The 14,849-nt window shown below is 33.4% G+C and carries 13 protein-coding genes; 6 read left to right on the plus strand and 7 right to left on the minus strand.

Going from position 1 to position 14,849, the window contains the following annotated elements; genetic code table 11:
• From FHG85_RS05465 to FHG85_RS05480, 4 genes are all read left to right on the plus strand, one after another.
• Nucleotides 1-249 (plus strand): hypothetical protein, encoded by a 249-nt coding sequence (locus FHG85_RS05465; protein ID WP_173073773.1) that lies wholly within the window; start codon nt 1-3, stop codon nt 247-249.
• Nucleotides 250-490: 241 nt separating this feature from the next.
• The gene (locus FHG85_RS05470; RefSeq protein ID WP_173073775.1) at nt 491-3,238 is read left to right on the plus strand and encodes an ATP-binding protein; all 2,748 of its coding nucleotides are present in this window, start codon (nt 491-493) and stop codon (nt 3,236-3,238) included.
• Nucleotides 3,239-3,297: 59 nt separating this feature from the next.
• Complete coding sequence (locus tag FHG85_RS05475) at nt 3,298-4,506, plus strand: C1 family peptidase (protein ID WP_173073777.1); 1,209 nt, start codon at nt 3,298-3,300, stop codon at nt 4,504-4,506.
• A gap of 146 nt (nt 4,507-4,652) precedes the next feature.
• On the plus strand, nt 4,653-4,982 hold the full coding sequence (locus FHG85_RS05480; RefSeq protein ID WP_262886959.1) for a DUF1987 domain-containing protein: 330 nt from the start codon (nt 4,653-4,655) through the stop codon (nt 4,980-4,982).
• A 13-nt stretch (nt 4,983-4,995) separates the two neighbouring features.
• On the opposite strand, the gene FHG85_RS05485 is transcribed toward FHG85_RS05480, so the two are convergent.
• Genes FHG85_RS05485 through FHG85_RS05495 form a run of 3 tightly spaced genes read right to left on the minus strand, consistent with a single transcriptional unit; the run spans nt 4,996 to nt 6,863 of the window.
• Nucleotides 4,996-5,676: a DUF4956 domain-containing protein gene (locus tag FHG85_RS05485; protein WP_173073779.1), complete on the minus strand. Its 681-nt coding sequence runs from the start codon at nt 5,674-5,676 to the stop codon at nt 4,996-4,998.
• Nucleotides 5,651-6,439 (minus strand): polyphosphate polymerase domain-containing protein, encoded by a 789-nt coding sequence (locus FHG85_RS05490; protein ID WP_173073781.1) that lies wholly within the window; start codon nt 6,437-6,439, stop codon nt 5,651-5,653. The genes FHG85_RS05485 and FHG85_RS05490 overlap by 26 nt, the downstream gene beginning before the upstream one ends.
• On the minus strand, nt 6,432-6,863 hold the full coding sequence (locus FHG85_RS05495) for a hypothetical protein (protein WP_173073783.1): 432 nt from the start codon (nt 6,861-6,863) through the stop codon (nt 6,432-6,434). The genes FHG85_RS05490 and FHG85_RS05495 overlap by 8 nt, the downstream gene beginning before the upstream one ends.
• A 39-nt stretch (nt 6,864-6,902) precedes the next feature.
• Between FHG85_RS05495 and FHG85_RS05500 the strand changes: the two genes are divergently transcribed.
• Nucleotides 6,903-7,061, plus strand: a complete 159-nt coding sequence (locus tag FHG85_RS05500) for a rubredoxin (protein ID WP_173073785.1) — start codon at nt 6,903-6,905, stop codon at nt 7,059-7,061.
• Nucleotides 7,062-7,122: 61 nt separating this feature from the next.
• Here the strand turns inward: FHG85_RS05500 and FHG85_RS05505 are convergent, their stop codons facing one another.
• Nucleotides 7,123-8,583 (minus strand): aminoacyl-histidine dipeptidase, encoded by a 1,461-nt coding sequence (locus FHG85_RS05505; RefSeq protein WP_173073787.1) that lies wholly within the window; start codon nt 8,581-8,583, stop codon nt 7,123-7,125.
• A 139-nt stretch (nt 8,584-8,722) separates the two neighbouring features.
• Between FHG85_RS05505 and cysQ the strand changes: the two genes are divergently transcribed.
• Nucleotides 8,723-9,559 carry a 3'(2'),5'-bisphosphate nucleotidase CysQ gene (gene cysQ, locus FHG85_RS05510; RefSeq protein ID WP_173073789.1) on the plus strand — a complete coding sequence of 279 codons (837 nt, stop codon included), beginning with the start codon at nt 8,723-8,725 and terminating at the stop codon, nt 9,557-9,559.
• Nucleotides 9,560-9,561: 2 nt separating this feature from the next.
• On the opposite strand, the gene FHG85_RS05515 is transcribed toward cysQ, so the two are convergent.
• The 3 genes from FHG85_RS05515 to FHG85_RS05525 all read right to left on the minus strand — a co-directional run bounded on the left by FHG85_RS05515 (nt 9,562) and on the right by FHG85_RS05525 (nt 14,821).
• On the minus strand, nt 9,562-11,883 hold the full coding sequence (locus tag FHG85_RS05515) for a tetratricopeptide repeat protein (RefSeq protein ID WP_173073791.1): 2,322 nt from the start codon (nt 11,881-11,883) through the stop codon (nt 9,562-9,564).
• A 159-nt stretch (nt 11,884-12,042) separates the two neighbouring features.
• On the minus strand, nt 12,043-13,485 hold the full coding sequence (gene dnaA, locus FHG85_RS05520; protein WP_173073793.1) for a chromosomal replication initiator protein DnaA: 1,443 nt from the start codon (nt 13,483-13,485) through the stop codon (nt 12,043-12,045).
• 346 nt (nt 13,486-13,831) lie between these two features.
• On the minus strand, nt 13,832-14,821 hold the full coding sequence (locus FHG85_RS05525) for an MlaD family protein (protein WP_173073795.1): 990 nt from the start codon (nt 14,819-14,821) through the stop codon (nt 13,832-13,834).
• Between the last annotated feature and the right edge of the window lie 28 nt (nt 14,822-14,849).

The raw sequence follows: 14,849 nt of genomic DNA on the forward strand, positions 1-14,849 counted from the left end.
ATGAATAAATTCTTTTTCCTAGAATTATTGTTTTTTGCTTTTTGTTCTTCTGTTTTTAGTCAGGAGCGAGGTTTACTATTGTCTAACTATTATTCCCCTATTACTTATAAAGCAAAACCAGCTAACTGGGGAATAGTAAAAGATTCAAGGGGAGTAGTTTATTTTGCTAATGGAAGCGGTGTGTTAGAGTATGATGGTTTAAACTGGAATTTGATAGAATTACCTAATGCTAGTAAAAGTATAAATTGATAATAGAGATAGGATATTTGTTGGGTTTTGGAATGTTAGGATTCCTCAATCCTGATAGCAAAGGAAAACTTTCATATGTCTCTTTGTTACCATTATTAGATTCTACTCATAAAATCTTTAATGATGTTTGGGATATTCATATAATTGGAGATACTGTTTATTTTTTAACAGACTATTGCATTTATAAATATTATAATAAACAGTTTAAGTACTTGATACAGATAATAGCGAATCGTTTTATTTGTCGTACATTATAGATAATGAGTATATTGTTTATAAATTAAATAAAGGGCTTTATCTAATTTCAGGGAATAACCTTAAATTTATTGAAGGAAGCCAGCAACTTGCAACACTTAAAATACATTCTATACTACCAATAGATAACAAATTATTAATTTGTACTCGCAAAAATGGTTTCTATTTGGCCGATTATGATGGAGCATTCAAAAATTTAAAATCATTATCTTCTATTTCTAAAAAAGGGAAGCAGCTCAACGAATATTTCAAAAAATATCTTTTCTATCATGGAATTGCTATAAGTGATTCACTTTTCGCTCTTGCTTCTATAATGGGTGATGCACTTATAGTTGATAAAAATTTAAATGTAACAGATGTAATTGACGAGAATACCTTTGGCATTAAAACCAATGTAAATTGTTTTCGGTATGATAGTTCTGGAGTGCTTTGGATGGCTCTTTCAAATGGACTTGCGAAAGTTGAACTAGCCTCGCCTTTCCGGTATTGGAATGAGTCATTAGGTATTAATGGTCTTTTAACTGATGTTGCTAGCAGAGGAGATTATATATATGTTGCAACAAGTTCAGGCGTTTTTTATATTGATAGAAATAGGCCAGAGAACTTCAAACCTCACAGATTTCAGCTTTTAAAAGGTCCCCTAGAACAAACCTGGCAGTTCTTATATTTTAAGGATCCTAGTGAACCTGAATCTTATAAACCTTTATGGGTAGGTAGCAATTCAAAAACGCATCTTCTTGTTGTTGCTAGAAATGGGGTTTTTGAAATTATTAATGACAAGGCTATTCTGGTAGATGATACACAGCAACCATTTGTGATAATTCAAGGGCGTAAGAATCCTAATTTCCTATTTATTGGACACAACAGAGGTGTTACACGTTTAAAATTTAATAATGGTACATGGATTTCGAAATTAAACCTTCTAGAAACCGAAGGGGTGGTTTATAGCATGGGGGAAGATGGAGGAGGAAACTTATGGGTGTTATTTCGTCAAGATGAACTTTGGAGAATTAAGAACCCTTACTGTAGAAAGGTTAAGAAGATTGAATGTGCAACCTATGATATCTCATTAAAGGATTCAACTGATTCTTTTGATCGCATAGTTGATGCTTATGATTCAATTATTTTCCAGACCCAAAAACGATACTTTTCCTATTTTCCCAATGGCGACAGCATTGGAACAATCGATGTAACTCCATTTGTTAAATTTGCCGATTCCATTCAGCGATACGATTCTCTTGCTGCTATGCGAATTGATAGTCAAATGGTTACAAGTGTATATGTTACTGATTTTAGAGATCCTGTTTCGTGGGTTTCTTCTGACTTTGGCATTGTTAGTATGACATCAACAGTTCACTATAATAGAATCAAACTTAATCCTCCTTTAATTAAAAGGGTTGTAAATATCGATTCAGTTTTATTTGAAGGAGTTAACTTTTTCCAAGAACCCGTAGATTCGTTGAATGGTGTTGCTATAAGAAATACAAACCCAGACAGAATTGTAGATTTGGGCACTGTATTACCATATGATAGAAACTCCATTGTATTTAATTTTGTGTGGCCTTATTATATCGGAGAAGATAAAATAAAGTACAGCTATCAGCTAGTTGGAAATGATGAGGAATGGTCCGATTGGACATACGAAACAAGAAAAGAGTATACAAATCTTAAAGAGGGCGATTACATTTTCAGGGTAAAGGCCAAGAATGTTTTTAAGGATGAGACCCCAATTGCTGAATTCCATTTCACCATAAAAACACCATGGTTTCGCTCCATTATTGCCTATATCGCATATATTATTTTGGCAATTCTATTAATTTACTTTTCAGTAAGAGTCTGGCATTACAGATTAATTCGAGAACGAAACAAACTTGACAGGTTAGTAAAGGAGAGAACCCAAGAAATTTTATTGCAAAAGGAAGAACTTCAAGTACAGGCAGAGCATCTTAAGGAAGCATACGATTGGATTTCTGAAAAGAATGAGATTCTAGAACAACAAAAACATGAAATAGAAAAACAAAAAAATGAGTTAGAAGCAATAAATGCAACAAAAAATAAGTTTTTTAGAATTATTGCTCATGATCTTAGAAACCCGATTAGCACGCTTGTAAATTCTACTGAATTTTTGCTTACAGAAATTAATGCTTTAAATTCTGATAAGGTTAAGCAATTTATGACAGAACTTAATAAGTTAGCATTAACAACCTACAATTTGCTTGAGAACCTTTTAGATTGGTCATCCAATGAAATGGGCGATATAAAGAATAATCCTAAATGGGTAGATCTTCGTTCCCTTGTATTACAAAATTTAGAGCTTATTCAAGGTCGACTAAAAGATAAGAATATTGATGTTGAATTAGAAATACCAGAAGGTTTTGAAATATTTGTAGATGATAATATCTTAAATACCATACTTCGTAATTTAATTAGCAATGCCCTTAAATTTTCAAAATTAAATGGTCGAATAAATTTAAAAGCATCGCTTGAAAACGAAAAGTGGGTACTAAAAGTGAGTGATAATGGGATAGGTATTCCAGAACAAAATATTGATAAACTTTTTAAGATTGATAAAACCATTGTAACCGCAGGAACACAAAACGAAAAAGGTTCAGGTCTTGGGTTGCTGCTTTGTAAAGAGTTTGTTGAAAAGATCGGAGGTGAAATTAAAGTGGAAAGCAAGGTTGGAGTTGGAACAACTTTTAATGTTATTATTCCTGCAATAAAAAGGGATTAGTGTTGGTTTAAACTTTTTAGAGAGAGATGAGTCATTTATTAAACTAAATTTTTATTGATATGAATAAGATAAAAAATTTCCTACTTGTAGCGCTAGTGCTTTTTGTAAGTGTGAGTGGTGCTTTAGCACAAGACAAGAAAGAAAAAGAGAATGGACCTTACACTTTTACTGATGTGAAAGTGCTTCCAACAACATCTATTAAGAATCAAAATAGATCAGGTACTTGTTGGAGCTTCTCTGGTGTTGCTTTTTTGGAGTCAGAACTACTAAGAATGGGTAAACCTTCTATTGATCTTTCTCCAATGTACGTTGTAAGAAATATTTATGCCATGAAAGCCGACAGGTATGTACGGTTTAACGGGAAAAACAACTTTGGACCAGGTGGGTCGTTTTTTGATGTGCTAGAAGCAGTTAAGCGTTTTGGTATTGTCCCTATGGATGTATATCCTGGTTTGAATTATGGCGAGGATTCACATGTTCATGGTGAGCTAGATGCTGTTACAAAGGCATTTGTAGATGCCATTATTGAAAACCCAAACAGAAAGCTTTCTACTGCATGGAAAAATGCATTCAATGGAATTTTAGATGCATACCTAGGTGCTAATCCTAAGAGTTTTACATATAATGGTAATACTTATACACCAGCTGAATTTGCAAAATTCTTAGGAATTAACCCAGATGATTATGTTGTTATTACCTCGTTTAGCCATCACCCATTCTACGAGAAGTTTGTAATGGAGCTTCCCGATAACTGGATTCATGGTGAGGCTTACAATGTGCCATTAAATGATTTTGAGAGTATTATAGACAACGCCATTGATAATGATTTTCCTGTAGCTTGGGCAAGTGATGTTAGTGAAAAAGGATTTAGCTGGAGGAATGGTGTAGCAATAGTTCCAGATATTGATGATGTAGAAAATGCTGGTTCCGATAAAGACCGTTGGACTCAATTATCGGTTAGAGAAAAAGAGAAAAAGATTTACTCTTTTGAAAAACCTGTAAAAGAGATGATCATAACCCAGGAGTTACGCCAAGAAGCATTTGATAATTATAGAACTACTGATGATCATGGTATGCTTCTAGTTGGAAAAGCAAAGGACCAGCTAGGGAATACTTTCTATAAAGTAAAAAATAGCTGGGGGACAAATGGCAAATACAATGGATACTTTTATGCATCAAAGGCATTTGTACTTTATAAAACAACCAATATAATGGTTCATAAAAATGCTATTCCCTCAAAACTTCGTAAGAAATTGGGAATTAAATAGCAAAAACACTTTTTAAAATTTTAGCCGCTCAAATGAAATAAATTTGGGCGGTTTTTTGTTTGCTTTATGATATTATCTTAAATTTACATTCTGAAATAAGTTGGCTATGACTAATCTTTTATCAAAGGTACTTCAAAACACCTGAGATAGATTTTAAACCAGGTTTACTTCAAATTTCTGGAAGATCAATTACTGAGGATGCTATTGCATTCTATCAACCCGTTATTAAATGGATTGAAAACTATTTAAAAAATCCAGAACCTCTTACTAGAATTAACTTCAATATGGAGTACATTAATAGTGGCTCTAATAGGTTTATTTTCACCATTATGAGGATGTTTGATGAGGCTTATTCTCATGGTAATAATATTATTATAAATTGGTATTTTGAAGAAGATGATGATACCATTAAAAATTTAGGACGTGATTTTCAAACCCTTTTAAAAGTTCCATTTAAAATGGTTGAAATAGTATAGTAAATCAAAGCCCCTAATTGTTATTTTCACTATCAATCTCAGTAAAATCAATAAAACTTTCCGAAGGATAATGAATTATTATCCAAGCTATGTCGCGCACAAAATCAACCTTACCAATTTCAACACTTTTTATATCCAAACCTGTTCTTTGTTTTAAATCTTCAATGAGTTCTGCTCTCCTTTCTGGAGTTATTAGTTCAATTTTTTCATAAACCACTACCTTTTGAGAGAGGTGCTTTATAAATAGACCTTTTTCTAGTACGTAAGCTACCAAAATAAGGCCAAGATTCGAGAACATAAGTTCAGCATAGCTAACCTTTTTTGATGATATCGCATTAATAAGTGATATGGCGATTATTAAAAAAAGGTATGTCATCTCTTTTATAGGGATTGGGTTTGTTCTATATCTAATAATCCCAAATACAGCGAAAAGACCTAATGCAAATCCAAGTTGTAATTTAACATTTGCAAGTAAAAAACACATAAAAAACACTACAGTCCCAAGCATTAAATATGTGAAAACGTAGTCTTTCCGAAGTGTTTTAGGATAATACAGGTGCCGGGCAGCAATCCATATTATTACAATATTAAGTACAAACCTTAAAATTAGGGTATAAAAGTCATCAGTGTTAATTAGGTCTATTCCAAATATCTCAATGGAATTAGACTTAAGTAAGAACCACATTGTTTTCATTTCTAATCTTATTTAAATGGTTTATCGTTGGCTTAAAATTGTTAGTTTTAACGTGCTGGTTAAGAAGTGCGCAGCCAATTGCGTATTTGCTGAAACCTCTTTTTCTGTAACCTGCCTGTTTTAGAAAGTCCATAATTACACTTGTTTTATTGTATTTATCTCTTTTGGACTCAACTATGCAAATATCATTCAGTAATATTGATTTTTGATTTTGTATATCTTTAAGGGAAATGTTAAAATCAAGCGTAACACGTTCATTAAATAGCATCGAGACAAGAGTAATTCGGTTAAACCTTGTTTCTAATACTTTTTGTAGTGTTTTGAATCTATATGGTGTATTGTTATCGATAAAATTGGATAATATATTTTCTGTAATATCTTCGGCATTGGGTTGAATTCTTTTCTTTAATGTTTCACCTGCATGATTTCTAAATTTAACTTCTAGAAAAAAATCACCACTTGCATGGTACTCCCTTGTTCTAACCTTATACCTTTTAGGCCTATTATTATGATGTTGTAGGTACATGTCTAGTTTTTCTGTGTCATAGTATATGGATGTGTAAAGAGGGAATAGGATGCTATTATTTTCAACTATATAGTAATTATTCTTTATATGCTCTATTAGTTTATCTTGAGCCCATTTTGCTGAAATAATGAATTTACTATCAACCCTTTTCAGAAATTGAACTTGTCCAGTTGTACAAATATTGATGCTTTTTAGCCCAGACTCAGCTAATGTTATATCGCTTAGAGAATTAATCATTCCTGTAATCAAATACCTTTTTTTGTTTTAGCTTACCATTCGAGTTGTAAACCCTTTTTTCTACTTTAAGACCATTTTCATTATAATCTGTCTCAATTTTCCTAAGAAGAGCACCTCTGCTATCGTAAACTTTTCTTAGAATCTCATTGCCACTTTTATTAAATGTATGCTCAATGTGTTTAGTGATATTTCCATTTTCGTCGTATTGTTTCTCTTTAACAATATTACCCATATTGTCGTACCAAGCCTCATATTGTTTGTATTTTATTTCTTTTCCTTTGATGTAATGATAACTCCATTCTATTTTATGAGTAATCCCGTTATCTCTAATAATTTTCTTTTTTTGAGCAGAAGCAGTTGTTGTCACTGCTGATGACAATAGAAATATTAGTATGCTTGCTTGGAGTCTATAATTCGATTTCATAAATTTGAAATTTCAAGCAATTTACTAAATATTTAGCATATGTATAGATGTAAGGTTTGTGGTTATATTTACGATGAATCTGTTGGGGACCCCGAGCATGGAATTCCCGCGGGTACACCCTTTGAAGAACTACCTGATACTTGGCATTGCCCTGTTTGCCAGGTAAGTAAGGAGCATTTTGAAGAGGTTGGACGATAAAATAAAGGCTGTTTCAGAAACATGGCTAAACCTAGCCTAACTAGAAACAGCCTTTTTTATGCTAGTTTTTACTAGGTATGTTTTTTAAAACATCAAGTAATAAGTCCCAAAACTTTTGAGTAGTGGGGATGTTTAGCCTTTCATCGGGTGAGTGAGCACCTTTAATGGTTGGACCAAACGAAATCATATCTAAATCGGGATACTTCTCAAGGAAAAGCCCACACTCTAATCCTGCGTGAATAGCTCTTACAATGGGTTCCTGGTTAAAGAGTTTTTTATATGAAGACTTTGTAATCTCCAGTATCTTAGAATTTGGATTAGGAGCCCAACCAGGATAACCATCAGTATGCTGGGTGTTGGCATTTGCTAAACGGAACACGCTTTCAACCATGTTAGCTATGTCTGTTTTCGCCGATTCAACAGAGCTGCGCTGGCTTGTTGTTACAAGAATTTGGTTGTCTTGAATGAATTTTACCGATGCTAGATTTGTTGATGTCTCAACTAGTCCTTTTAGCTTGCGGCTCATTGCCATAACACCATGAGGGCAAGCATAAAGAGCATTAAGAAGGTCGTAATGAGTTGGCTCATCAATAACAAAGTCGGGTAGGGGAGCATCTTCAATTGTAATTTCTAGGTTGGGTTCAACATCATGCCATTCATTATAAATTGCATCTCTTATACTTTCAAACTCTAAAATAAGAGCAGATTTGTCTTCTTTATGGATGGTAAAAGTTGCAAATGCCTCACGTGGAATAGCATTGCGGAGGTTGCCACCATCAAGATTTGTAAGTTTTAAATCAAAGAGCTGTGTGCCACGCCAAAGGAATCGATTTATGATTTTAATAGAGTTCCCTCTAAATTTATCGATATCGTCACCAGAGTGTCCGCCAAGTAAACCTTTTACATTTAGCTTCATGGCAATTGAGTCGGTAGGAACCTTTTCTGGTTCATAGCCGAAAGTGGCTATGGTATCAACCCCACCTGCACATCCAATAAATAGCTCTCCTTCGTCCTCTGAGTCAAGGTTAATTAGGATTTTGGATTCAAAAAATCCACTTTTTAGCTCAAAAGCACCAGTGAGCCCGGTTTCTTCGTCAACCGTAAACAAACACTCAATTGGTCCATGTTCAATATCGTTTGAGGCAAGTACAGCTAGCTGTGCAGCAATTCCAATTCCATCATCCGCCCCAAGTGTTGTTCCTTTTGCCTTTAGCCATTCACCATCTACATAGGTCTGTATGGCATCTTTATTAAAGTCATGTTCTACATCGCTATTTTTTTCGCATACCATATCAAGGTGGCTTTGTAGAACAACAGGTACTTTATCCTCATAACCTTTAGATGCTGGCTTTTTAATTAGGACATTGCCTGCTTCGTCTTTGTGAAATTCGAGGTTGTGTTTTTTTGCAAACTCCTCTATGTAAGCAATTATCTTTTCTTCCTTTTTAGAGGGACGAGGAACCTGACATATCTCGTCAAAGAATTTGAAAACTAGTTCTGGTTTTAACTGATTTTTATCCATGACATCAAAAATTTAGAGCCTTAAACTTAATATTTTTTAGAATAAAATGTTTTTTTCTTGTTAGGTTTTAAAACATAGAAATGAAGTTTTTTTTAATTATCTGAATTACTTTAATTTTGCAAAAATTAATTTTTGATTGATGATTGAACTACCAGAACTTTATAACCTACTCTCAATTGCGATTAGCGCAGCAGTTAGAGCAGGTTTCAAAATTTTACAGGTTTACAATTCCGATGATTTCCAGGTTAATCTAAAGTCAGATCGAACTCCATTAACTCTTGCAGATAGGTTAGCGCATGAGGAAATTAAGAATTCCTTGTCTAAAACCTTTATTCCTGTATTAAGCGAAGAGGGAAGAAATATACTTTACGAGGAGCGTAAGAGTTGGGATTACTTTTGGATTGTTGACCCATTAGATGGGACAAAAGAGTTCATAAAAAGAAATGGTGAGTTTACAGTTAATATTGCTCTCATTTATGAGCATGTTCCCATTGCAGGTGTGGTTTATGTTCCAGTTACTGGCAAGTTGTATTTTTCACTTATAAATGAAGGTGCTTATTTAGCCGATAATTTGCTCCCTACTGAAGATTATAGTGAATCTGTTGAAAGTATTAAGAAATTAGCAATACGGTTACCTTTGGCTACTAATCGAGAAAATTTTATTATTGTTGAGAGTCGGTCACATAGTACACCTGAAACTATTGAGTTTATAAATAGAGTTCAATATAAGTATAATAATGTAGAGCTATTACCCATTGGCTCTTCACTTAAAATGTGTTTAATAGCCGAAGGTAAAGCTGATTTGTACCCCAGGTTATCGCTTTCGAATGAATGGGATACAGCAGCAGGCCAAGCTATAGTTGAAGGGGCAGGGTTAAGTGTGAAAGTATATGAAACAAATGAAAGGCTATTGTATAACAAAGAGGAGCTAATTAACCCTTGGTTTATAGTATCAAATGGCAGGTTAAATATCTAAACTTAAATTTCAATTGCAAGGAGCGTTGCATCGTCAATTTGCTCATAGTTCCCCTTCCACCTTTGCATGAATTTGTTAACATGCTCCACTTGTAGGTGTATTGGAAGTTCAATTGTGTTTTTTAGTTGAGAAATAAACTCATTTCTACCCATCTTTTTGTGCTTTACCTCACTAATTTGATCGGGAAAGCCATCGGTATAAAAGAACAGCCTACCCTTATTTGAAATGTCTAATTTGTGATTCTCGAAATATAGAGTCCCCAAATCCTTATTAACTTTTCTTCGGGGTCTTACAGATACATGATTTCTTGATAAATCAATATATTCAAATGAAAGTTTATTACCACTATAAATCAACGTATTAGAATCCTTATTGAATTTGCAAATTATGAAATCAATCCCAAGAATCAGATTTGAGTCAAAAGGTGTTGTTTTTGATTTGATGAGCTGCTGGTATAGATAAGAAGCAATTTCATCTGGTTGTTCCAAGTTGTAAATCGAAATTGCATCTTTAAGAAATGATATGGCCATAATACTCATAAACGCTCCAGCTACACCATGACCAGTACAATCAGCTATTGAGAATATTACTCTTTCATCATTCACATGATGCCAATATAAATCGCCTCCCACATAATCTTTAGGTAAATACAAGAACGATTGATTACTAAAAAATGCTTCAAGTTCCTTAGGGTTAGAGAATAACGATCTTTGTATCATAGATGCATACTCAAGGCCTTCTGTTATCCTATGGTTTGCATATTTAAGCTCATTGTTCTGTCTTTCTATCTTTTCGGTCTGTTTTGCTAGTTCCATTTTATGCTGGTTTAACTCATTAAAGTTTACCTCCAGCATATCTCTTTGTGTCTCAATTTCTTCTTTTTGAATTAGAATCTCAGAATTCATTTCTTGTAAAAGTACTTTGTCCTTTTTCAATTTCCTCTGGTAGAAGTATAAAATAACTAGAATTACACCAATTAAAATTGATATAGATATAAGTAGTAGGTTAACGTTTCTTTGTTTTTCAAATCTGAGTCTATTTACTTCGTTCGATTTTTGAAGAAGTTTAATTTGATTTTCCTTTTTTTCCGTTTCATACTCAATTTTGAGCTTATCAATAGTATTCAAATTTGAAATGCTTTTTAAGGAATCGTCATAATTTTTAAACTTCTCAAAATGATTTAGGGCATTTGAGTAATCACCAATACTTTTAAGTGAATTATAAATGCCCTCATGGGCCTCCTTTTGCCATTCTAGTGAATTTAATTTTTGTGCAAGCTTTAGCCCTTTAGAGAAAGATTCTTTAGCCTTGTAGTTATTCCCTTTTAATAGGTAAGCTTTCCCTAAATTTATTAATACAGCAGCAAGGCCATTTTCGTTGCTATTCTTTTCAAATATCTGTTTCGCTTTTTGCAAGTAGCTTATACTTTGCTCTGGATTACCAATTGAAATGTATAGCTCACCAATATTACTAAGGGTTTTACCTTGATCGTCTATGTTATTCCTTTTTAAATCAATTTCGTAAGATTTAAGGAACATCTGTAAACTTTCTGTGTATTGCTTTTTATTTTTTAAAATTATAGCAATGTTATTAGAAGCTCTGCCAATTCCCACTGAATTACCCAGTTTTTCGTAAATTTCAAGTGCTTTTTTATACATTTTTAAGGCGTCGTCTTGCTTGCCTTGGGTATCGTATATTAATCCGATATTATTATAAGAATGAGCAACTCCCAAAGAATCGTTCATTTTTTCTCTAAGCTTTAATGCTTTGTAAATGTTTTGAGCTGCAATATCTAGTTTACCGAGATTCCAATAGATACCACCAAGTAAATTTATTGTTTTTGCCCATCCAACAGTATCATTTAGTGTTTTGTAGAGGTTAATTGCCCGAGTGGCTTCAGATATTGCTTTTTCCGATTCGCCTTTGTTAAAGTATGAACCCGCTAACATTTTATGTGAGTTAGCCAGAAATGGCATGTTGCTGGTAACGGAACTGTCAAAGCTAATGTTATCATTAAAATATTCAATTGCATTATCAAAATTACCTCTATAATAAAATCTTGTTCCTGTAATACTATTTCCTTTTAATACGCCAGTTGTCCATTTAATCGATTTGGCTTTTTGAATGAACTCAATGCAAGCTTTGTCGTATGAAGTGTCTGCAATGTATTTTGGAGATGAAAGTTGATTGTAAATGTTATTTAATTTAACTGTGTCGTTCTTGGAGTTACGAATTGCTAAAATTAGGCTATCAGCTTGCGAGTAAGATATTAAGGAGATGGTTTGTAACGATAGCAATAAAAAAAGGCTTAATCTATTTTTCATTTTTTCTTGTTTAATAGTAATATTTTGCGACAAGTAAAATTACATTTAAATAGAGATAATAGTGTTTATCGGTTTTGCAATTTGACCTATCGATATTTTTTTTTGATAAACAGAAAAAGCGAAGTGATAGACTTCGCTTTTCGTATATTAAGAATCATTTCATGAATTATATTTAAGTTTCTTTTGAATATCCTCAACTTGAGCGCGGAATCGTTTATCGGTTTCCATTAGGTTGTTTACAGTTTTACAAGCATGGAGTACGGTAGCATGATCTTTATTTCCAATCATACTGCCAATGGTTGAAAGCGATGCTTTTGTAAGGCTTTTTGAAAAATACATGGCAATTTGACGAGCTTGAACAATCTCGCGTTTCCTCGTTTTTGCACTGAGAACCTCAAGAGGGAGCCCAAAGTATTCGCAAACAACCTTTTGAATGTAATCGATGGTAATGTCTTTTTTAGTGCTTTTAACAAGCTTTTCAATTAGTTCGGAGGCTAGCTCAACTGTAAGTTGTTTCCCGTTAAGGGTTGATTGAGCTAACATTGAGATCAGGGCCCCTTCTAGCTCTCTTATGTTTTGATTAATATTTGAGGCTATGAATTCAAGCACGTCGTTTGGAACGACTATACCATCATTATAAACTTTTTTCTTAAGAATAGCCACTCTGGTTTCAAAATCGGGAACGGTAAGCTCTGCTGATAGCCCCCATTTGAACCTTGATAGCAACCTCTTTTCTAAGCCTTGTAGGTCGGCTGGTGCTTGATCTGAGGTTAAGATAAGCTGTTTCCCAGTTTGATGTAGGTGATTAAAGATGTGAAAGAATGCATCTTGAGTTTTCTCTTTTCCTGCAAACTCGTGAACATCATCAAGTATCAATACGTCGATGCTTTGATAAAAATGCAAGAAGTCGTTGATGTTATTGTGTTTAAAGTATGCATCAACAAACTGAGTTTGAAACTTTACGGCATTAACGTAAAGTACAATTTTTTCAGGGAAAAGACGCTTAACTTCTATACCAATTGCTTGTGCAAGGTGAGTTTTTCCCAAACCCGAACCGCCATAGATAAACAATGGGTTAAAGGCTGTTTTGCCAGGAGCTTGACTAATGGTTATACCTGCAGAACGAGCTAATTTATTGCAACTCCCTTCAACAAAGTTGGCAAAGTTGTACTCTGGGTTAAGCTGAGGGTCAACATTCAGCTTTTTAATGCCAGGTATTATGAATGGATTTTTAATTGGAGTTTCTTGGACAGCTTGAACTGAAACAGGCTTGTTTTTTAGCTCGGTTTTGTTCTGAGTTGGGAATTTTACAGTAAAAGGTGCTCCGTCGTTATATCCATTATTTTCTACAATAACGCTGTACTCAAGCTTTGCTTCAGGACCCAACTCCTTTCTTAGTGTCTTGCGAAGAATATCAATGTATTGCTCTTCAAGGTATTCATAAAAGAAAGGACTTGGAACCTGAATGGTGAGTACATTGTTTTCTAACTTAACTGGAACAATCGGTTCAAACCAGGTTTTAAAGCTTACTGGTGAAACGTTGTCCTTGATAATTTTTAAACAATTTTCCCAAACTTCCTTACAATCAGCTGCCTTAAACATATAAAAATATTTTTAAATGAATTTTTCAACTTGTTTTCAACACTAACAAAATTGTAATGATTTTTTTTAAAAAAAAATAGTTTTGGGACTTGAATTTTGAATTAACATTTTAACTGGTTAATATTCACTAATATAAATTTTAGTCATTCGTCAAAAAAATGTAAGTGTTTGATATATAGAAACATAGAATGTTGATAATGCAAAATACTGGATTGTAATATGTTGTAGTATTTTATTGAAATCTTATATTTACCTAATAAAATGTTATAGGATTGATTATCAGTTTAAATAACATAAAGTGTTTAATATTAGCAAGTTAAAAATATACAGGGCTAAAACTTGAAAGTTACTTCTTCTCTTCAATGTATTTGGTTCGGCTTAAGTCAATAACAGAGAAATTAACATATCTTTTAGGATTTGTTTTCATATCCTTGATAAGCAGATCTAGCTGTAATGAAGCAGATTCCAAGTTGTTGTATAATGTATCGTTGTTTACAAGTTTGCCTAGAGTTCCTTCTCCAGATTTAATCTTGGTCATTACATAACGAAGTTGAGATAATGATGAATCCAATTTAGCAACTGTTGCAGGAATGTTAGCCTTTGATAATGAGTCGCTAATGTTGGAAATATTTTTTAATGAATTGGTAATTAGCTTATTATTTATTCTTAGATTAGATGTAATTGATGCAATATTGTTCATGGATTTTTTAATGGAGCCATCTGGACTATTTATCATAGTATCGAGTCCAGCTGTTAACATGCTTATGTGTTTTAAAGTAGTGTTTAGGTTTTTGATACTTTCAGAAATATTTTCTTGGTTTTGCTCATTGAGAACTTTCTGGAGTACGACAAGTGTTTTGGAAAGCTCCACCATCATTGTCTCCGCTTTTTCTTTAATGGGAGACATTTGGTAAGCAAGCTGATCAATAAGTCCTATTTCAATAGAAGTAGGAAGGGTATCGCCTGGTGTAAAGTAAGAACTGTCGGGTGAAACCTCAAGTTTAATTGCTTTACCCCCCATTATATCAGTGCTTACAAGTTTTGCCGTTGTGTTACGAGGCAACCTATACTTTTTGTTTACAAGAAGTGTAACGCGGAATCGTCCAGAATTTAAATCGTGGAATTCAATGTTCTTTACTAAACCAACCTTGAAGCCGTTTATTAAAACGGCATCGGTACTTTGAAGTCCATCAACCGATTTAAATATAGCGTAGTACTCAACATTTGGACTGAAAATATTTTTTCCTTTTAGGAAATTTATTCCCCAATATGAAGCTAATAAACAGGATAGTACAAAAATACCTATTTTGAGTTCTCTACTTATTCTTACCTTCATGGTTAATCTTCTATTTAAATAATAATCA

Source organism: Tenuifilum thalassicum (assembly GCF_013265555.1).
Lineage (GTDB): Bacteria > Bacteroidota > Bacteroidia > Bacteroidales > Tenuifilaceae > Tenuifilum > Tenuifilum thalassicum.